The sequence below is a fragment of the Janthinobacterium sp. Bl 1 genome (assembly GCF_058215535.1).
In genome coordinates, this window is record NZ_CM177086.1 from 3463799 (window position 1) to 3482242 (window position 18444).

General features: G+C 64.4%; 17 protein-coding genes. 6 read left to right on the top strand and 11 right to left on the bottom strand.

Annotation, left to right across the window (positions count from 1 at the left end; translation table 11 throughout):
* Positions 1–2 precede the first annotated feature (2 nt).
* Both AC4BCN_RS15365 and AC4BCN_RS15370 read right to left on the bottom strand, forming a co-directional pair.
* Entirely contained in the window at positions 3–1181 is a 1179-nt protein-coding gene (locus AC4BCN_RS15365) for an ABC transporter permease (RefSeq protein WP_490491127.1), read from the bottom strand.
* Positions 1178–1840 (bottom strand): ABC transporter ATP-binding protein, encoded by a 663-nt coding sequence (locus AC4BCN_RS15370; RefSeq protein ID WP_490491128.1) that lies wholly within the window; start codon positions 1838–1840, stop codon positions 1178–1180. Before AC4BCN_RS15370 ends, AC4BCN_RS15365 begins: the two co-directional genes overlap by 4 nt.
* A gap of 137 nt (positions 1841–1977) precedes the next feature.
* Between AC4BCN_RS15370 and zigA the strand changes: the two genes are divergently transcribed.
* From zigA to AC4BCN_RS15390, 4 genes are read left to right on the top strand one after another with little or no spacing between them, the layout of a single operon-like run.
* Positions 1978–3204, top strand: a complete 1227-nt coding sequence (zigA, locus tag AC4BCN_RS15375) for a zinc metallochaperone GTPase ZigA (protein ID WP_490491129.1) — start codon at positions 1978–1980, stop codon at positions 3202–3204.
* A 19-nt stretch (positions 3205–3223) separates the two neighbouring features.
* The gene (locus AC4BCN_RS15380) at positions 3224–4222 is read left to right on the top strand and encodes a CobW family GTP-binding protein (protein ID WP_490491130.1); all 999 of its coding nucleotides are present in this window, start codon (positions 3224–3226) and stop codon (positions 4220–4222) included.
* Entirely contained in the window at positions 4219–5007 is a 789-nt protein-coding gene (locus tag AC4BCN_RS15385; RefSeq protein ID WP_490491131.1) for a HoxN/HupN/NixA family nickel/cobalt transporter, read from the top strand. Before AC4BCN_RS15380 ends, AC4BCN_RS15385 begins: the two co-directional genes overlap by 4 nt.
* A 44-nt stretch (positions 5008–5051) precedes the next feature.
* Positions 5052–5570, top strand: a complete 519-nt coding sequence (locus AC4BCN_RS15390) for a GNAT family N-acetyltransferase (protein WP_485882916.1) — start codon at positions 5052–5054, stop codon at positions 5568–5570.
* Between the two features lie 5 nt (positions 5571–5575).
* Here the strand turns inward: AC4BCN_RS15390 and AC4BCN_RS15395 are convergent, their stop codons facing one another.
* The 9 genes from AC4BCN_RS15395 to AC4BCN_RS15435 all read right to left on the bottom strand — a co-directional run bounded on the left by AC4BCN_RS15395 (position 5576) and on the right by AC4BCN_RS15435 (position 16296).
* Entirely contained in the window at positions 5576–6001 is a 426-nt protein-coding gene (locus AC4BCN_RS15395; protein WP_034787417.1) for a Fur family transcriptional regulator, read from the bottom strand.
* A 103-nt stretch (positions 6002–6104) separates the two neighbouring features.
* Positions 6105–7445, bottom strand: coding sequence for an alpha/beta hydrolase (locus tag AC4BCN_RS15400; protein WP_490491132.1), 1341 nt, complete (start codon positions 7443–7445; stop codon positions 6105–6107).
* Between the two features lie 108 nt (positions 7446–7553).
* On the bottom strand, positions 7554–8432 hold the full coding sequence (locus AC4BCN_RS15405; protein WP_034748331.1) for a proteasome-type protease: 879 nt from the start codon (positions 8430–8432) through the stop codon (positions 7554–7556).
* 91 nt (positions 8433–8523) lie between these two features.
* Positions 8524–9333, bottom strand: a complete 810-nt coding sequence (locus AC4BCN_RS15410) for a transglutaminase family protein (RefSeq protein WP_490491133.1) — start codon at positions 9331–9333, stop codon at positions 8524–8526.
* Positions 9333–10277, bottom strand: a complete 945-nt coding sequence (locus AC4BCN_RS15415) for an alpha-E domain-containing protein (protein ID WP_034748325.1) — start codon at positions 10275–10277, stop codon at positions 9333–9335. The genes AC4BCN_RS15410 and AC4BCN_RS15415 overlap by 1 nt, the downstream gene beginning before the upstream one ends.
* Positions 10271–11725: a circularly permuted type 2 ATP-grasp protein gene (locus AC4BCN_RS15420; RefSeq protein ID WP_490491134.1), complete on the bottom strand. Its 1455-nt coding sequence runs from the start codon at positions 11723–11725 to the stop codon at positions 10271–10273. The genes AC4BCN_RS15415 and AC4BCN_RS15420 overlap by 7 nt, the downstream gene beginning before the upstream one ends.
* Positions 11726–11898: 173 nt before the next feature.
* Positions 11899–13026 carry a sensor histidine kinase gene (locus tag AC4BCN_RS15425; protein ID WP_490491135.1) on the bottom strand — a complete coding sequence of 376 codons (1128 nt, stop codon included), beginning with the start codon at positions 13024–13026 and terminating at the stop codon, positions 11899–11901.
* Positions 13027–13110: 84 nt separating this feature from the next.
* On the bottom strand, positions 13111–13986 hold the full coding sequence (locus AC4BCN_RS15430) for a hypothetical protein (RefSeq protein ID WP_490491136.1): 876 nt from the start codon (positions 13984–13986) through the stop codon (positions 13111–13113).
* Between the two features lie 99 nt (positions 13987–14085).
* The gene (locus tag AC4BCN_RS15435) at positions 14086–16296 is read right to left on the bottom strand and encodes a TonB-dependent receptor (protein ID WP_490491137.1); all 2211 of its coding nucleotides are present in this window, start codon (positions 16294–16296) and stop codon (positions 14086–14088) included.
* 233 nt (positions 16297–16529) lie between these two features.
* On the opposite strand from AC4BCN_RS15435, the gene AC4BCN_RS15440 reads away from it, so the two are divergent.
* Together AC4BCN_RS15440 and AC4BCN_RS15445 are read left to right on the top strand one after the other, a co-directional pair.
* Positions 16530–17216: a hypothetical protein gene (locus tag AC4BCN_RS15440; protein WP_490491138.1), complete on the top strand. Its 687-nt coding sequence runs from the start codon at positions 16530–16532 to the stop codon at positions 17214–17216.
* Between the two features lie 258 nt (positions 17217–17474).
* The gene (locus tag AC4BCN_RS15445) at positions 17475–18428 is read left to right on the top strand and encodes a 2-hydroxyacid dehydrogenase (protein WP_338678678.1); all 954 of its coding nucleotides are present in this window, start codon (positions 17475–17477) and stop codon (positions 18426–18428) included.
* Positions 18429–18444 lie beyond the last annotated feature (16 nt).

Sequence of the window (18444 nt, forward strand, 5' to 3'; positions counted from 1 at the left end):
TTTCAGGGACGCGCCAGGGTGGCGGCAATATCGGTGCGGTAGGCGCGAATGGCGGGCAGGGCGGCGGCCAGCAAGCCCACCGCCACGGCAATGACAGGCAGCCACGCCTCGCCGGGCGCGATGCGCCACGCTTGCAGATTCAGTTGCTGCATCGATTCCAGCACGCCAACACCGGCATGGCCCAGCAGCCAGCCCAGCGCCGCACCCGTCAATGACAACAGCAAGCCTTGCGCCAGCAGCAAACGCAGCAGTTTGCCGGGCGAGGCGCCCAGGGTGCGCAGGATGGCCAGGTCTGTCTTGCGCTCTTCCAGCGCGCCATACAGGGCCACGAACAGCGACAGCGCCGCCACCAGCAGCACGCCGGCGGCAATCGCCCGCAGCACGGCGATGCCCACGCCCAGCAAATTGAATAGCCGTGCCGATTCGAAAGCGGGCTGGGCCGCCTGCAGGCGCGGCTGGCTATTGACCCAGCGCGGCAGGCTGATGGCGGCCAGGGGCGATGCGTATTGCACCAGCACGGCCGTCAGTTCGCGCTGGGGCGCAGTTGCCGCTGGTTCGTCGGGGTCCGTTTCGTGCACTTGCCACACGGAAGCGACGGGCGTGATGATCAAGCGGTCGAGTACGGTGCCCGTGGGCGCCAGAATGCCCGCCACCGTGTAGGGCGCATGGTCGTGCACTTCGCCGCCGGCCGCCAGACCGTGCGAGCCGGCAAAGCGGGCGCCGAGGGTGGCGCCTGTTTCGCGCGCCGCCTGGGCGCCGAACACGGCTTGCATCGGCAGCGTGAACAGTTTTCCTTGCGCCAGGCGCGCGCCGTAATGGTCGAGCAGTGCCGCGGTGCTGCCGACGATGCGCACACCGTGGAAATTGTCGCCCAGCGCGAGCGGGATCGCCGATTGCACCAGCGGCTGCGCGGCCAGCGCCGACAGCGCGCTGTCGGGAATATTGCCGGTCGGAATATCGGCGTGATACACGGACGACAGGATCAGCTGCAGCGGTGAACCCTTGGCGCCCACCACCAGGTCGATGCCCTGGGCATCGCGTTCGGCGTGCTCTTCCAGCTGGCTTGAGACGCCGAGAATGAACGTCATCATGGCGATGCCGATGGCCACCAGCAGCAGATTCAGGCTGGACGCCAGCGGCTTGTGGCGCAGGGCGCGCCAGGCCAGGGTGGCCGCGTTCATGCCGCCACTCTGGAGCTGGAGCGTGGCAGGCGCAGCACGAGCGCATCGGGCAAGGCGGCCAGCACCCTCGCGTCGTGGCTGGCAATCACCAGCGAGGCGCCAACTTGCGCAGCCTGGCTGGCCATCAGGTGCACGACGGCGGCACAGGCGTCGTCGTCGAGGTTGTCCGTCGGCTCGTCGGCCAGGATCAGCCGCGGGCGCATGACGACGGCGCGCGCGATGGCGGCCCGTTGCCGTTCGCCGCCACTCAAGGCATGCGGGTAAGCGTCGAGCTTGTTGGCCAGGCCCAACTGGCCCAGCAAGCTGGCCGCGCGGACCGGATCGGCGCGCTGGCCACTGGCGTAGGCGGGCAGCAAGACATTGTCGAGTACGTTCAAGCTGGGCACCAGCGCCAGTTGCTGGGGCAGCAAGCCGATGGTGCGGCCGCGCCAACTGTCGCGCTGGCGCGGCGTGAGGCCGGGCAGGGACCGGCCCGCCACTTCAAGGCGGCCCGCCTGGGGCGCCAGGATGCCCGCCAGCAAATGCAACAAAGTCGATTTGCCGGAGCCGGACGGCCCCAGCAGCAGTGCGTGCTGCCCGGCGGGCAAGTCAAAGGCGTCGATATCGAGCACGGGGCTGGCATGGTCATAGCCATAAGTCAAAGAGGCGAGGTGGAGCATGGAATTCTTTCGGAAGTCAGGCCGGCAAAGATTGCCGCACAAATGCAACTGAGCTGCATTATAATTCAAACGCAATAGACTTGCATTTAAAATCCAAGGTCCATTGCCTCCCTTAATTGCCCATCTGAAAGATACCCATGACCCAGCGCAAACTCCCCGTCACCGTCCTTTCCGGCTTTCTCGGCGCCGGCAAGACCACCTTGCTCAACCACATACTGCGCAACCGCGAAGGCAAGCGCGTGGCTGTCATCGTCAACGACATGAGCGAAGTCAATATCGATGCCTCGCTCGTGAAAGACAGCGCCGAAGCGGCCGGCGCGGCCCTGTCGCGCACGGAAGAAAAACTCGTGGAAATGTCGAACGGCTGCATCTGCTGCACCCTGCGCGACGATCTGTTGCTGGAAGTGCGGCGCCTGGCCGCGGAAGACCGCTTCGATTACCTGTTGATCGAATCGACGGGCGTGGGCGAGCCGATGCCCGTCGCCGCCACCTTCGACTTCGAGGACGAGCACGGCGACAGCCTGAACGACGTGGCGCGCATCGACTGCATGGTCACCGTCGTCGACTGCGCCAACCTGCTCAACGATTTCCACAGTGAAGACAGCCTCGAGCAGCGCGGCGAGATCGCGGGCGAGGGCGACGACCGCCAGCTGGCCAACTTGCTGACGGAACAGATCGAATTTGCCAATGTCATCGTCCTCAACAAGGTCGACATGGTCGATGCGGCCGAGCGCCTGCGCGTGCTGGCTGTCATCAAGGCGTTGAATCCCGGCGCGCGCATCATCGAAACCAACCAGTCCGTCGTGCCGCTCGATGCCATCCTGGGCACGAATCTGTTCAACCTGAAGCAGGCGGCCAGCATGCCGGGCTGGGCGCAGGAGCTGGCCGGCATCCACACGCCGGAAACGGACACCTATGGCATCAGCAGTTTCGTCTACCGGGCGAAGGAACCGTTCCACGCGCAGCGCCTGCACGACTACATTGCCCAGCCGATCAAGGGCGTGGTGCGTAGCAAGGGATATTTCTGGCTGGCCAGCCGTCCCGAATGGGTGGCCAGCCTGTCCGGCGCGGGCAAGCTGATGAATATCGAACCCGTGGGCCTGTGGTGGGCCTCCGTGCCCAAGGAGCGCTGGCCAACGGATACGGCCTCGCTGGCGGAAGTTAAAGCGGGCTGGAGCGAAACGTATGGCGACCGCTACCAGGAGCTCGTCTTCATCGGCCAGGACATGGACCAGGCCGCCATCGAGGCGGACTTGAAGAAATGTCAACTCAACTACACGGAAACGCGCCAGGGCATGGCCGCCTGGCGCAAGCTGCCCGACCCGTTCCCGCAATGGCAGCGCATGGAAGAACTCGAAGATTAACCACCGACAGGAAAGCAATATGACAGAACTGATCCCCGTTACCATCATCACGGGTTTTCTCGGCAGCGGGAAAACCACCTTGCTCAAGCGCATATTGCAGGGCGATCACGGCGTGCGCATCGCCGTGATCGAAAACGAATTCGCCGCCGAAAGCATCGACCACGGCTTGCTCGTGCAAGATAGCGACGAGCAGATCGTGGAAATGAACAATGGCTGCATCTGCTGCAGCGTGCGCGGCGACTTGATCCGCATCCTCGGTGAACTGCAGGCCAGGCGCGCGGCGGGAACCATTGCCTTCGACCACGTGATCATCGAAACGACGGGCCTGGCCGCGCCCGGCCCCGTGGCGCAAACCTTCTTTGCGGAGCCCTCCGTCAGCGAGTACTACATGCTCGACGCCATCCTGACGGTGGTCGACGCGCGCCACGCGCAGCAGCAATTGACGGCGCACAAGGAAGCGCAGGAGCAGGTGGGCTTTGCCGACCGCATCCTGTTGTCGAAGACGGACCTGGTCAGCAAGGAAGAGCTGGCCGCGCTGCGCCAGCGCCTGGTCGCCATCAATGGCCGCGCCAGCATACAGAAAGTGCGCTTTGGCAATGTGCCGCTGCGCGACATCCTGAATATTCGCGGCTTCAACTTGAACGCCATCGTCGAGCTGGAGCCGGATTTCCTGGGAGAACTGGGACACCGCCATGGCGACGGCGTGCAATCGTTCGTCTATCACCAGTCCCAGCCCCTCGATCTGCTGCAGGTGGAAAATTTTCTCGATGCCGTGGTGCAGCTGTTCGGTACCCAGCTGATGCGCTACAAGGGCATTTTGTACGTGGCCGACCTGGATTGCCGCGCCGTGTTCCAGGGCGTGCACATGCTGATGGGCTCGGAGCTGGGCGCGCCGTGGCGCGACGGCGAGACGCGCGCCAGCAAGATCATCTTTATCGGCCGCGACTTGCCGCAGGATATGCTGATCCGGGGCCTGGACCGTTGCGTGGCGGCCAGCGTAAGCGAGGTGGCGGCATGAGCGTGGAAGCGGGCTTGCCCGCCCTGGCGTTGATCTTTCTCCTCGGCATGCGGCATGGGCTGGAACCCGATCATCTGGCCGCCGTCGATGGATTGACCTTGCGCAGCCAGGCCGCCGCGCCGCGCTGGGCGCCATGGATGGGCGCGCTGTTTGCGCTGGGGCATGGCGTCACCGTGCTGGCCATCGTCGCTGTCGCCGCTGTCGCGTCGCAGCAATTTACACCGTCGGAGGCCGTGTTCGGCTGGCTGGAATGGCTGCCCATCGCCTTGCTGCTGTTGATCGCCGGCATGAATGCGCGCAGCTTGCTGGCCGGCGCGCAACTGGCCGAGGTGCGCGGCCGGCTGCTGCCGCGGGCGCTGCGGGGCGCTTCGGGGCCGCTCGCCGCCATCCTCGTCGGCATGCTGTTCGCGCTCGTCTTCGACACGGCCCTGCAGGCAGCCGCCTGGGGCTACGCGGCCGTCGCGCTGGGCGGCATGCAGCCGGCCTTGCTTACGGGCATGGTGTTTGCCGTCGGCATGGGCGTGACGGATACCTTCGATGGCTGGGTCACGGCAAAGGTCATGCGCACCGGCAAGATGGACATCGTGCGCGCCTTCCGGCGCCGCCTGGGCTGGCCCATCGTCGCCGTCTGCGTGGTCATGGCTGGATACATGGCGGCCGGCAAGTTTGACGCCGCGTGGTCGCTGCCGGAAAGCTGGACGGCGGCCCTGGGCGCGGCCATGGTGCTGCTGATGGCGGCCCTGTACGGCTGGACTTTGCTGGGCTTGCGCCGCGTGCGTGCCTGAGGCGGGGGCGTGGGTATAATGGAAAAAAACTGCCGGATTCCAACATGCCCGCACCCGATATCGTCATCCGCCTGCTGACGCCAGCCGACACCCCTGCCTTTTGCGCGCTGCGCCTGCGCGCCATCCTCGATTCGCCCAGCTCGTTTTCTTCGTCGCGTGAAGACGAGCTGGCGCGTACGCCGGAAGAACATGCGCAGCGCATTGCCGGCGGCGCCTTTCAGCGCGGCTTTGGCGCCTTCGATGGCGATCGTCTCGTCGGTTTTGCCGGATTGCAGCGCGAAACGATGCGCCAGTTGTCGCACAAGGCCTTGCTGTGGGGCGTGTTTGTCGACGTGACGCAGCGGGGCAAGGGCGTGGCGCGGCGCCTCGTCAACGCCTGCATCGAACAGGCCGAACGCGACCCTGCCATCATGCAAGTGCATTTGAGCGTGAATGCGGAAAACAATGCCGCCTTGGGCCTGTATGAATCGCTGGGATTTATCGCGTATGGCACGGAGCCGCGCTCGATGCACGTCGGTGAGCTGTTCTATGACGAGCACCACCTGGCCTTGCTGCTGAAGTGACTCCGCTATTTGCAGCGCGGGCACAGGCCCTTGATCAGGTAATCGACTTCGCCGCCGCTGAAGCCTTCCGGCAACAGCACGGGCGGCGGCAGCTTGACTTCGTTGAAGCAGGTGACGTTCGCGCATTTGGTGCACTGGAAATGCGCGTGCTCGTGCGCCTGATGGCCGGCGCCCGCGCTGAAGCGCCACACCTGGTCGGCGCCCGCGATGCGGTGCACGAGTTCATTTTCCGTCAGCCATTCCAGCACCCGGTACAGGGTGACGGAATCGATATCGCTGTCCTGCGACAGCGCCTGCTGGATTTCATGGTGGGTCAGCGAACGGCTTTGCGCCATTAAAAAGTCGAGCACCTTCACGCGCGTCTTGGTGACGCGGGCATTGGTGTTGCGGATCAGCGATTCGGCTTGTGGTGTAGAAGATGATGTCAACATGATAGGCCTGCTTGCGGGGGATCGGCTGGCGGCGTCATCGCCGTGCCCGTTGCCACCCTCTGGGCCGTATCTTAGCATGCGTGCCGCTCCGGATGGAACGGCGTCACGGTTTGAACGTCCAATAGCGGCCGGCCACCGTGTCGACGGGGTCGAGAAAGCGCTGGTCGGCGCGCGCATGGTTGCGTATCAGATAAAACATGTCGGACAGGGCGGAGCGCTTTTCCGCGAAATATGTGTGTTTCATGAAACTCGTGTCGACTCCGCTGGCGTCGATGGTTTCCACGCCCGCCACGATCAGCATGCCGGCGCCGCTGTCGCCGGCGCGCGCGTAGCCGTGCACGGCTTTCGAGGCGGCCAGGGCCAGGTCTTGCGATGAGGCGTACAAGGTGACGGGGTTGCGCGCGCCGGCCAGTTTCGGCGCGATGTCGTGCTTGAAGATGGCCGCGTCGATATCGGGTGCGGACAAGATGATTTCCGTGATCTTTTGCGCCAGCTGCGGCTGCGCGGCCAGCAAGTCGGCCACGGCCCGCGCCAGGCCACGGCTGCCCATGCTGTGGCCCACCAGATAGACTTGCGCCGCTTCCGTGCTGGCGAGAAAGTCGGCCAGGAAGGCCGTGATGTGGGGCGTGCTCCATTCGATATTGTTTTCATCGATGGTGTAGCCGGCCACGCCGCCGCGCGACGGCCAGCTGTAGAACACGGGCGCGCCGTCGAAACCGAGGTCGTAGGCCATCTGTCCCGTGCGCCGCGCCGCATCCTCGAAACTCACGTTATAGCCGTGCACGAAGACAAAGGCGCTTTTATCGGCCGAGGCGCGGATCTGGGTTTTGAGTGCGGCAAAGAAGTTGTCGCGGTCCTGCACCTCGGCAGACAGCACCACCACGTGCTTGGCCGGGTCGTCGCGGAATTCCAGGCGCCACAGCGATGGCGATTCCAGCTGGCCCATGCGGTGGTCGCGGGGGATGCTGATGTCGCAGCTGCCATAGCTGAGCGGGCCATTTCCTCCCAGGATGTTGCGTTCGCCGCTGAAGCGCTGGGCCGGCGGCTTGCCCACGTCGCGCTGCCGGTCCGTGGCGAAATATACTTTGACCACCGCATAGTTCGACACGACGGCGCTTTTATCGGCCGGGGCGGGTACGGCTTCCACGTCGGGTGCCTGGGGCAAAGGCCGCTGCACCGCGTCGAGCAAGCCTTGCGCGGCAAACAGGGTTTCCATGTCGTCCGGTACTTTGGCGCTGGACAGGGCGGCCGACAGGGCCAGTTGCAGCTCGGTATTAACAGGCTCGGCTTCCAGTGCCGCGATGGCGGCCAGGATGGCGGCGGCGCTGTCGAACTTGGCGATGGCCTGCTTGAGCCGCTCATAGTGGCTGGCGACGGCTTCGGGCGCATGGCCGGGCGCGCCATGCCCGATGGCCGCCACGACGGCGGAAGTGATCAAGTCCATGCGCCACCTGCCTTTCAGGTCAATCTGGATTAAATATCAACCCATATTGCCATAAAAGCACGCGAAAAGCGACTTGTCCAGCACCGCGCGCAGCCGGTGCGCGGCAGATCAATGCTGCTTGTCGTCGCTGAACTGCTGCGCCAACGATTGCAGCGGCGCCACGGTCAGGCCGCCGCGGCTCACGTGCTCGGGGATGGCCACGCGCACGGGCTTGCTGTGCATATTGGCGGACGACAGCACGTTCGTCGTCGTCTCGGGCGCCGCGTTCCACACGGGATCGACGATGCCTTCGAACACCTGTTTCAATTGTTCGCCCCAGGTGTCGCGGATCATGCGGAAATACTGGTTCTTTTCATCGATGGTGACGAAGCGCGTGACGGCCAGGCTGCCCGTCTCATAGACGAGCAGGTCGAGCGGCAAGCCGACGGAAATGTTCGAGCGCAAGGTGGAATCCATGGAGATCAGCGCGCACTTGGCCGCCTCGTCCAGGCGCGTGAACGGGTTGACGACGCGGTCGATGATGGGCTTGCCATATTTCGCTTCGCCGATCTGGAAATACGTGTTTTCATCGTGCGATTCGATGAAATTGCCGGCCGAATACACCTGGAACAATCGGCAGCGCTCGGCGCCGATCTGTCCGCCCAGAATGATGCTGACGTTGAAATCGATGCCGCAGTCGGCCAGGGCCTTCGCTTCGCGCAGGTGCACGGTGCGCACGGCTTCGCCCACGATACGGGCCGCATCGTACATGCTGGCCACGTTCCAGATGCTGCGTCCGTCCGCATCGACGTGTTCGGAAACGATCTGGCGGATCGCCTGCGAGATCGACAAATTGCCGGCCGTCATCAGGACCAGCATGCGGTCGCCCGGGTTTTCAAACACGCTCATCTTGCGGAAGGTGCCCACCTGGTCCACGCCGGCGTTGGTGCGGGAGTCGGACAGGAAGACCAGGCCTTCGTTCAGGCGCATGCCTATGCAATAAGTCATCGTCGTAAATCAAATCAAAAGGGGAAGCATTTTACACCAGCCGGGCCCGGCATACCGCTGGCAAGGCCCGGCCAGCCTCATTCCTGGCTGTTTACGCAGGCACGATCTGCACATCGACTCTTAAGGTTTCCGTGCCGCCACCCTGGCGCACGCCGCGCACGGGAGCCGCCGAATCGTAGTCGCGCCCTATGGCCAGGCGGCAATACGCATCCGTCATCAGCCGCGCATGCGTGACGTCGATGCTGACCCAGCCCGCGAAATCCGTGTCTTCGGCCCAGGCGTCGACCCAGGCGTGGCTGGCCGCATGGCCCGTCGTGCCCGGATCGATATAGCCGGATACATAGCGGGCGGGGATGCCCCAGGCGTGGCAGCAGGCCAGGAACAGGTGGGCGTGGTCCTGGCACACGCCGCGTCCCAGGGCCAGCGCGTCGCCGGCCGTCGTGGTGACCATGGTGGCGCCGCTTTCATACGCGACCTTGCCGACGATGTGCTCGGCCAGGCGCAGCAGATGGCCCGTGCCCGCCGTCACGCTCCGGTCCGGCAGGCTGGCGGCCGCCAGGTCGAGAATGGCGGGATCGGCCTGCGTCAGCGGCGTCGGCATGGTAAACAACAGGGGCGACAAGGTGTCAATCAGGTTCAGCCGTCCCTTGTGCGGGTAGATGGTTTCCACCACGCCATGCGCCACCAGGCTCAGGGAGTGATGGCTGCCGTTGATCGTCAGCATATGCGACAAGTTGCCGTAGGCATCCGTGTAGGCGTGGCACTGGCCCGGCGTCGTGATTTGCCAGGACAGGGCCCGCTGCTGCGGCTCGATACGCGGCGTCAGGTGCAGCTGCTGGATGGTGTAGGCCAGCGGCGCACTGTAGGCGTAATGGGTTTCGTGGCGGATGGTGAGCTGCATCAGGCCGCCAAGGGAACGAGGAAATCGCGGCTGACCCGGTTGCCCAGGTCGTAGATGTTTTCCAGAAACTCCGTCAAAGTCAGGTGCAAGCCCGCCTTCATGATGTCGTCGATATGGCCGAATTTCAATTCCGCGTGCAATTTGCCGGCAAACCGTTCCGTATCGGCCGACACATCGTTGCGGATGTGCTTGAGGTTTTCCACCACGTCATCCATGCAGGCAAGCAGGGACCTGGGCATGTCGCCGCGCAGCATCAGCAATTCCGCCACCCGTGCCGGGGTGATCACGTCGCGGTAGACCTTGCGGTAGATCTCGAAGCCGGAGACGGAGCGCAGCAGGGCCGCCCAGTAGTAAAAATCGCGCTGGGTGATATCTTTCGACGTGTCGCGCGCGCCGTGGAATTTTACGTCCAGGATGCGCGCCGTGTTGTCGGCCCGCTCGAGGAAGGTGCCGAGGCGGATGAAATGGATGGCCTCGTCCTTGAGCATGGTGCCTAAAGTGACGCCGCGCGACAGGTGCGAGCGGTACTTGACCCATTCGAAGAACTGGCTGGGGTCCGTTTCCAGCAGATTGCTCTTCAAGCGCTTCTGCATGTCGAGCCAGGTGGCGTTCTGGATTTCCCACACTTCCGTCGTCAAGGTACCGCGCACGGCGCGGGCGTTTTCGCGCGCACCCGTCAGGCAGGCCAGGATGGACGATGGGTTGTTCGGGTCGCGCACCATGAAGTCGAGCACGTCGCGTGTATGAAAACGGCCATATTTGTGGTCGTACGCGCTTTGCAGCTCGGAAATCCCCAGCGTGGCGCGCCAGCCTTGCTCCGCGTCCTGTTCGGACTGGGGCAGCATCGAGGTCTGCATGTTGACGTCGAGCATGCGCGCCGTGTTTTCCGCCCGCTCCGTGTAGCGGGCCATCCAGAACAAATGATCTGCGGTGCGGCTCAGCATGTTTTCTCTCCTGCAAAAGCGGATGTGGCTTCCAGTACCCAGGTATCCTTGGTGCCGCCCCCTTGCGAGGAGTTGACCACGAGCGAACCTTCGCCGAGTGCGACGCGGGTCAGGCCGCCGGGTACCATGGAAATCGTCTTGCCGGACAGCACAAACGGACGCAAATCGATGTGGCGCGGCGCGATGCCGGCCTCGACATACGTGGGGCAGGCGGACAGGGCCAGTGTCGGCTGGGCGATGTAGCCGCCCGGATTGGCCAGCAGGCGCAGGCGGAAGTCCTCGATCTGCGCGGCGCTCGAGGCCGGCCCCACCAGCATGCCGTAGCCGCCCGCGCCATGCACTTCCTTGACGACGAGTTTCGCCAGGTTCGCCAGCACGTAGGACAAATCGGCGCTCTTGCGGCACTGGTACGTCGGTACGTTGTTGAGTATTGGTTCTTGCGACAGGTAAAACTTGATCATGTCGGGCACAAACGGGTAGATCGACTTGTCGTCGGCCACGCCCGTGCCGATGGCGTTCGCCAGGGTCACCCGGCCGGCGCGGTAGACGGACAGCAGGCCGGGCACGCCCAGCGACGAGTCCGAGCGGAAAGCCAGCGGGTCGAGGAAATCGTCGTCCACGCGGCGGTAGATCACGTCGACTCGCTTGGGGCCGCGCGTGGTGCGCATGTACACCGAGTTGTCGTTGACGAACAGATCCTTGCCTTCGACCAGTTCCACACCCATCTGCTGGGCCAGGAACGCGTGTTCGAAATAGGCGGAGTTGTACATGCCTGGCGTCATGACGACGACCGTGGGGTCATCGACGCCCATGGGCGCGACGGAGCGCAGGTTGTCGAGCAGCATGTCGGGGTAATGGTCGACGGGGGCGATGCGGTTGCGGGCGAACAGTTCCGGGAACAGCCGCATCATCATCTTGCGGTCTTCCAGCATGTAGGACACGCCGGAGGGCACGCGCAGATTGTCTTCCAGTACATAGAATTCGCCCTGGCCCGCGCGCACGATGTCGACGCCGGCGATGTGGGCGTAAATGTCGGAGGCGACGGAAATGCCCTGCATTTCCGGACGGTACTGGGCATTCTTGTAGATTTGCTCGGCGGGAATGATGCCCGCCTTGATGATGTTTTGCTCATGATAAATATCATGGATGAACATGTTCAAGGCTTGCACGCGCTGCACCAGGCCCGTTTGCATCTGCGCCCATTCGGCGGCGGGGATGATGCGGGGGATGGTGTCGAACGGAATCAGGCGTTCCGTGCCGGCATCGTCGCCATAGACGGCAAACGTGATGCCGACCCGGCGGAACGTCAGGTCGGCTTCGGCCCGCTTGCGGGCGATGGTCTCGGGGGATTGCTGCTCCAGCCAGTTGCTGAATTCACGATAGTGTTCACGTACCTTGCTGTCCGCACCCACTTCATTTGCAGTCATTTCATTGAAAAAATTTGCCATGTTGTGATTTCCCTTGAGCCGTGTCTGACTATAGCTCAGCAGAAATCGTGCCAGTGCGGCGCACCCGAAAGTATGTAAAAAATGACCATTTTTGTGGCGTAAAACCGTCATCCGCACCGTATTGGTGCGTTACTGCGCGGAAGATGCCGGTGTTGGGGCAGGTGGCGGCGAGGTCAGGCGTCCGGCGTGACGAAGGGCCGGCAGTCGATGGGCAGGTCGATGGTAAACGTGGTGCCCGTTTCCGGCGCGCTGTCGACCAGCGCGCTGCCGCCGTGGCTTTCCGCCACGTTTTGCACGAAGGGCAGGCCGATGCCCCAGCCGGGCGCGCTGCCCTGGTGTTCGCGGCGCAGATATTCGAAGATGCGCTCGGTCTGCTCCGGGGCGATGGTGCTGCCCGTGTTGTGCACGGTAAGTATCATGCGTTCGCGCAGGGTGTTGATGTGGATATGGATGGGGCCGTCGTCGCCATACTTGAGGGCATTGCCGACCAGGTTTTCCAGGGCGCGGCGCAGCGAATTTTCGCACCACCAACCGGTGACGGACGCGCCCGTGACCTCGCACTTGCCCGGATGGCCCGTATTCACGCTGTCGGCCACCTGCTGCGCCAGCGGCAGGATATCGAAGCGATGCAAGACCAGCGGCAGTTTCTGCCCCCGGTGGTAGCTGAGCGTATCGAGCAATTCCTGGATCATGTCGTCGAGGCGCTTGCCGTGTTCGATGATTTTCGACGCCAGGGCCGGCACGTCGAGCTGCTGCGCGCGCCGCTGCAGCAGCTGGGCGCTGTTTGTCATGACGGAGAGGGGATTGCGCATGTCGTGCGACAGGCCGGCCGCGATGCGCCGCTGGAAGCTTTCATGCATGGCCGTAAATTCCAGGATGGCTTCGCGGATGCCCGTATCGATCGACGCATTGATCACCTTCCAGTCGCGGCGCCGCAGCGGCACGCCCGCGTCGAGGGCCGCATCGGCGAAACAGTCGCGGAAGATCTGGTATTCCTGGATCACTTGCTCCGGGCCATAGCTGGTCATGCGCGCCCGTTCGTTGCCGTGCACGGCAGGGGCATTGGTATTGCTGGTGGCATTGTCGCGCGGATATCCTGGCGTCAGCGCTTCGGCCAGGTTGTCGAAGAAGGCGGGCAAGGTATTGATCAAGATGGGTGTCAGCAAGGCATCGGCGCCGCGCACCTTGGCGCGCACCTCGTGTTCCCATTGCGTCAGCACGGCATCGCGCATGCTGAAGATGCGCCGCGTGCGCGCGGGCATGTCCAGTACATGCATTTTCTGGTCAGAGGCATAGGTCATCGCAGCTCCCCTTGGACAGCTCGGCATCCGCGCCGTGCAACGGCGGGAGCTAAAGTATCCTCCAAATCGGCGTGCAGGTGGTGTTCAATTTGGCGCGTCGGCGCCTGTCATGACGGCGCTCAAATGACCGAGGGCTGTGTCCCATTGCTCCAGCGAAAAGTTCTGCGGATCGTCATGACCATTCGCAAAGCCCGTATCGAGCACGGCGTGAAAGGCAGGGATCAGCCACGTGCCCTTGCGCACGCTGGCGGCGATGTACAGCAGGGCCAGGCGCTCGTATTGCGCAGGTGTAAAACCGGGATCGGGCGCCAGCCCGTCGTTGCCCTTGCCGCCGCCGGGTACGGAGTTGCGCGGCTGCACCAGTTCCACGTGCAGGAACAGGCCCGTCAGCGACGGCTTGTCTTTTTCCAGCTTGCTGGCGTAGCTGGCCGTGCCGAAGTCGCGCACCTGCAGCGAGCCGCCCAGGCGGTTCACGTACACATGGCCTTTCGGACCGCCGCCCAGCGCCGGATTGCGCAGAGGTAAATCGTTGAAATCCCAGCTGGCGTCGTTGATGTGGCCGGGAATGGGCTCCAGCAGGAAATTCGGGTAGCTGGTGTCGTGGATGACGAAATAGCGGGCCATGGGCGCGGCCAGCCGGCCCACTGCGCGCGACAGCGGTGCATCGACGGCGCCGCCCACGTCCGCTTCGGCGATGCCTTGCTCGGCAAGCCAGGTGCGCAGCCTGGCCGGCGCGATGCCCGTGCGCTGGCCGATGCGGGCGGCAAGAAACTCGGGCAGCGGCGCGCTGTCGCCCAGGCGCGCATATAACTTGACGGGGCGCAGCAAACACGTGGCTTGCGCCCGCGCATCGCCCTTGAAGCCGCTTTTCCAGGCGGCATACGGGCAGGCCGCTTGCTTTTGGGCAGCGGCAGGCAGGGACAGGCAGAGCAAGAGCAGCAGGGCAGGGAGTCGTTTCATGTGGGCATTGTCGCCGAAGCACGGCTTGCGGCACAGGCGTACACGTGAAAAAAAAGCTGCCAGAAGGCAGCTTTCTTGTCGGCAGGGACTGCCAAGTCTTTAGAACGCCACGCTGCCCGACACGACGAAGGTGCGCGGCGCGGCCAGCACCAGGCTGCCGGCGTCGAACGAGGAGACGGCCGACGCCCAGTAGCTGCGGTCGGCCACGTTATCGATGCGCGCGCGCAAGGTCACGTCATGCCCGGCCACCTGCGTCAGGTAGCGTGCACCGATGTCGACGCGGGTCCACGATGGCAGTTGCTTGCTGTTGGCCAGGTCAGCATACTGCGTCGACGTGTAGACGGTACGGGCATTCAGGCTCAAGCCGGGCGCACCGGGTACGTCCCATTCGCCGCCCACGCTGAGCTGTGTCTTTGGCGCGCCGATGGCATGCTTTCCATTGTTGTCCGTCTTGTCCGTCTTGCGCTGTTCCGTATCAAGCCAGGTCAGGCCTCCCAGCAGGCGCACGCCCGCCATCGGCGTGCCGAAGACGGACAGTTCCAGGCCCTGGTTGCGCTGTTCGCCCGACAGGGTGGCGCGCGAACCGACCACGGCAGGCAAAGGCTTGGCCGTGGAAAACAGGGCGGCGCTCATGCCCAGTTTGCCGCCGTCGTACTTGACGCCGATTTCCTTCTGCTTCGACTTGTAGGGCGAGAAGACTTCGCCCTTGTTGCTCAGCGGCACGTCGTTCTGGCCATCAAAATAGGTGCCGCTGGCAACGGGACCCTTGACCAGCGCCTCGATGTAGTTGGCGTACAGCGACACGTTCTTGCTGGCCTTGTAGACGATGCCGGCCACGGGCGTCGTGGCGCTCTTGTCATAGCTGGAATATTGCACGGCCGTGCCGTAGGCATATGCCGCGTCGCGGATCTGCTGGCGGCGCAGGCCCACGGTCAGCAGCAGCCGGTCGTCGAGAAAGGCCATGGTGTCGGCCACGGCGTAGCTGCTGAGGATGGTTTTTTGCGTCAGGCGCGGGTCGCTCATCACGCCGCCCGAGTTGTCGGGCAGGGTGGGCGGCATGGCCACGTCCAGCGGACGGTAGATATTCGTCGGCAAGCCCGCATAGTCGCTGATCGCATACGCATTCTTCGCCTCGTTCCAGTGCCCGGACCAGCTGGCCACCAGGGTGTGCTTGACGGCGCCCGTCGTGAGCTTGCCGCGGATGCCCAGTTCGCCCGTGCGGATTTCCTGCTTGCGGGCATTGTCGAAACGGTACACGCTGGCATCGCCATTGAGCGAGGTCAACCTAGGTTGGGCCAGGCTGTTCGATTCCTTCGTCGAACGGCTGCCGAACGCGGCCCAGGCCACGACATCCTTGGCCAGGTCCACTTCGGCGCGCGCCGTGCCGAACACATCGTGCTCCTTCGAATAGCTCCACGGCTGGGCAAAGTTCTTCGATGCATCGGGCGCGCCAGGCAAGGCCGTCAGGCTGCCCGTGTTGACGGAGGGACGCGGCGCCGTCAAATCGAAATTCTGGTAGCCGGCATCGGCCGACAGGCGGTAGCCGCGGCCGCGGTAGTCGAGACCGACGGAAAACATGCCCACGTCGTGGTCTTCGCGCTTGATGCTGGTCTCGCCCTGGCGCTTGGCGGCGTTCACGCGCACGCCAAATTCCTTGTTCTCGCCAAAGCGGCGCGCCACGTCGATGGCCGCGTAGGCATGGCCGCCCGATTCCACGCCCACCGTCAGTTCTGTCAATGGCGTGTTGCCGGCGCGCTTGGGCATCAGGTTGATGGCGCCGCCGATGCCGCTGCCGCCCGGCGCCGCGCCGTTGAGGAAGGCGCTGGCGCCACGGAACACTTCTACGCGCTCGAGCAATTCCGGCGATACATATTGACGCGGTAGCACGCCATACAGGCCGTTGTACGCCACGTCGTCCGAATCGAGGGCGAAACCGCGGATCACATACACTTCCTGGAAATTGCCATAGCCGCGCGACATGCGCACGGCCGCATCGCTCTGCAGCAAGTCGCCCACGCTGCGCGCCTGCTGGTCGGCAATGAATTGCTGCGTATAACTGGTGCTGCCGAATGGCGAGTCCATCATGTCCACGGACCCCAGGATGCCCATGCGCCCGCCGCGCGCCACCTGGCCGCCCGCATACGCCTTCGACAAGCCTTCCGCCGACGCATCGGCCGAGGCATTGACGACAACGGTCGGCATGGTTTGCGCGTCGCTGTCAGCCGGCGTGGTCTGGGCATGGGCGGCGGCGCTGGCCAGCAGGAAGGCGGCCAGGGCGAACGGAGTAGGGACGAGGTGGAAGGAGCGCATGGTGTTGTCTGGATATTAATGAGAATGATTATCATTATATTCCAGCGTGGCGCACAGCGTGGAAAAGTGTGAGAAAGCGATCAAAAAGTCGTCATTTGTACAACACCCGGCAAGCCAGGCAGCTGGAATCTGGCGAAAAAAGGCGCGCCAGGCGATACCTTGTGGATATATTAATGCCTATGGTCAAGTTTCGCTAGAATGGACCATCGCGCCCGGCGCCCACAGGAAACCGCATGCCATTGCTCCGCCATCTACCGTCCGCTTCCATGCGCCTGCGCATACGGCGGGGCTTGAGCCTGAAAGGCGCGGCCGTCGCGCTGATCCTGGCCATGCATGCGCTGGGCCTGTATTTCCTGCTGTTGCCGGCGCGGCAACTCAAGCAATACACGGAAGTGGCGTTCATGACCCTGCTGCCGCCCCGCCCAGCGCCGCAGGCGCCGCCAATGGCCTTGCCGCTGCCGGCGCCGGTTCCCATGCCGCGCGCGCGTGCCACTGTACCGCCCCTGTCTTCCGCGCCGCCCGCCGTGGCGGCGGAAGTCATCACCGTACCCGCCGAAGAATTGCCTGCCGCATCCGCCGCACCCGCCACGGTGCCGTCCGCCGGAGACTTGCGCACGCGCGCCCGGCTGGCCGCGGGCGCCGCCGACAAGGCCTTGCGCGGCGAAACCAGGCAAGACAAGCCCTGGCTGGCCACGGCCGATCTCAAAAGCGACAGCACCTTCCAGAAGCTGGTCGCTTCCGCCTGGCGCGGCGGCCCCGTCATCCGCGTGGAGGAATACCTGACGGCCGACGGCCGCCCCGCCACGCGCGTCGTCAGCGCCGGCGGCGCCACGTGCTTTGGGCTCGATGCGAACCCGGGCGCGGGCGCCGACCCGTTCAAGACGGGCGGCAAGGTGAAAAGAGTGCCTTGCCCGGGTTGAGTCGGATGGAAGGCTGTGCAGGTCAGATTAGCTGTAGGTCAGATTAGCGCAGCGTAATCTGACATGCTGCGTGGCGGCGCACGTCGGCTTACGCCCGTTGGGCTAAGCCGACCTACGATTCGATGGGGTAGCCCCACGCGGGAAAAGACCGTGCGCCGGGCAGGGTTTTAGGGGTGGTAATAGGGCAGTCACCCCCGGCGTGGCATCAAATATGCTAAGTTGCGTCTGCAAATCCTGCCGATACCGACCCGGACGCCCATGCCACCCGACCTCCTCATCCTCGCTCCCAGCCCTTCGGCTGCCGTCAACGCGCAGCTGGAACAGCAATACACCTGTCATCACGCCTGGCAAGTGCCGGCGGACGAGCGCCACGCCTGGCTGGCCAAGCGCGCGCCGTCTGTCCGCGCCGTCGTCACGACGGGCGCGCTGGGCTTGAACGCCACCGACATGGGCTTGCTGCCGAATCTGGAAATTGTCGCCGTCAATGGCGTGGGTCTCGATGGCGTGGCGCTCGACGTGGCGCGCGAACGGGGCATCGCCGTCACCACCACGCCGAACGTGCTGACGGACGACGTGGCCGACGTGGCGTTGGCCCTGCTGCTGGCCAGCGCGCGGCACATCGTGGCGCTCGACCGCTTCGTGCGCGACGGCGGCTGGGAGCGCCGCGAGGCCATCGCCCCGGCATCGAGCCTGCGCGGCAAGACGGCCGGCATCTTCGGTTTCGGCCAGATCGGCCAGGCCATCGCGCTGCGCCTGGCCGCTTTCGGCGTCCATGTCCGCTACTTCCAGCCGCGCGCCATTGCCGATACTACTGTGCCGCGCGCGGAATCGCTGCTGGCCCTGGCGCAGGAAAGCGATTACCTGATCGTCTGCGCGCCGGGCACGCCCGCCACGCGCAAGATCGTCGACCGCACCATACTCGACGCGCTCGGCCCGCAAGGCACCCTGATCAACATCGCCCGTGGCGCGCTGATCGATGAAGACGCCATGACCGCCGCCTTGCAGGATGGCCACCTGGGCGCGGCCGGTCTCGACGTGTTTGCGGACGAACCGCGCGTACCAAATGCCTTGCGCGTCTTACCCAACGTCGTGCTCACGCCGCACGTGGGCAGCCTGACCGTGGAAACGCGGCACGCCATGGGCCAGCTGGTCGTCGATAACCTGGCCGCGCACTTCGCCGGCTTGCCCTTGCCGACACCCGTAAAGCCATAAAGTCCAGAATCAACCG

What these genes read in the sequence shown, in the direction of transcription:
- AC4BCN_RS15365 (WP_490491127.1), bottom strand. Translation starts at nt 1,181, where the DNA reads ATGAACGCGGCCACCCTGGCCTGGCGCGCCCTGCGCCACAAGCCGCTG.
- AC4BCN_RS15370 (WP_490491128.1), bottom strand. Translation starts at nt 1,840, where the DNA reads ATGCTCCACCTCGCCTCTTTGACTTATGGCTATGACCATGCCAGCCCC.
- zigA (WP_490491129.1), top strand. Translation starts at nt 1,978, where the DNA reads ATGACCCAGCGCAAACTCCCCGTCACCGTCCTTTCCGGCTTTCTCGGC.
- AC4BCN_RS15380 (WP_490491130.1), top strand. Translation starts at nt 3,224, where the DNA reads ATGACAGAACTGATCCCCGTTACCATCATCACGGGTTTTCTCGGCAGC.
- AC4BCN_RS15385 (WP_490491131.1), top strand. Translation starts at nt 4,219, where the DNA reads ATGAGCGTGGAAGCGGGCTTGCCCGCCCTGGCGTTGATCTTTCTCCTC.
- AC4BCN_RS15390 (WP_485882916.1), top strand. Translation starts at nt 5,052, where the DNA reads ATGCCCGCACCCGATATCGTCATCCGCCTGCTGACGCCAGCCGACACC.
- AC4BCN_RS15395 (WP_034787417.1), bottom strand. Translation starts at nt 6,001, where the DNA reads ATGTTGACATCATCTTCTACACCACAAGCCGAATCGCTGATCCGCAAC.
- AC4BCN_RS15400 (WP_490491132.1), bottom strand. Translation starts at nt 7,445, where the DNA reads ATGGACTTGATCACTTCCGCCGTCGTGGCGGCCATCGGGCATGGCGCG.
- AC4BCN_RS15405 (WP_034748331.1), bottom strand. Translation starts at nt 8,432, where the DNA reads ATGACTTATTGCATAGGCATGCGCCTGAACGAAGGCCTGGTCTTCCTG.
- AC4BCN_RS15410 (WP_490491133.1), bottom strand. Translation starts at nt 9,333, where the DNA reads ATGCAGCTCACCATCCGCCACGAAACCCATTACGCCTACAGTGCGCCG.
- AC4BCN_RS15415 (WP_034748325.1), bottom strand. Translation starts at nt 10,277, where the DNA reads ATGCTGAGCCGCACCGCAGATCATTTGTTCTGGATGGCCCGCTACACG.
- AC4BCN_RS15420 (WP_490491134.1), bottom strand. Translation starts at nt 11,725, where the DNA reads ATGGCAAATTTTTTCAATGAAATGACTGCAAATGAAGTGGGTGCGGAC.
- AC4BCN_RS15425 (WP_490491135.1), bottom strand. Translation starts at nt 13,026, where the DNA reads ATGACCTATGCCTCTGACCAGAAAATGCATGTACTGGACATGCCCGCG.
- AC4BCN_RS15430 (WP_490491136.1), bottom strand. Translation starts at nt 13,986, where the DNA reads ATGAAACGACTCCCTGCCCTGCTGCTCTTGCTCTGCCTGTCCCTGCCT.
- AC4BCN_RS15435 (WP_490491137.1), bottom strand. Translation starts at nt 16,296, where the DNA reads ATGCGCTCCTTCCACCTCGTCCCTACTCCGTTCGCCCTGGCCGCCTTC.
- AC4BCN_RS15440 (WP_490491138.1), top strand. Translation starts at nt 16,530, where the DNA reads ATGCCATTGCTCCGCCATCTACCGTCCGCTTCCATGCGCCTGCGCATA.
- AC4BCN_RS15445 (WP_338678678.1), top strand. Translation starts at nt 17,475, where the DNA reads ATGCCACCCGACCTCCTCATCCTCGCTCCCAGCCCTTCGGCTGCCGTC.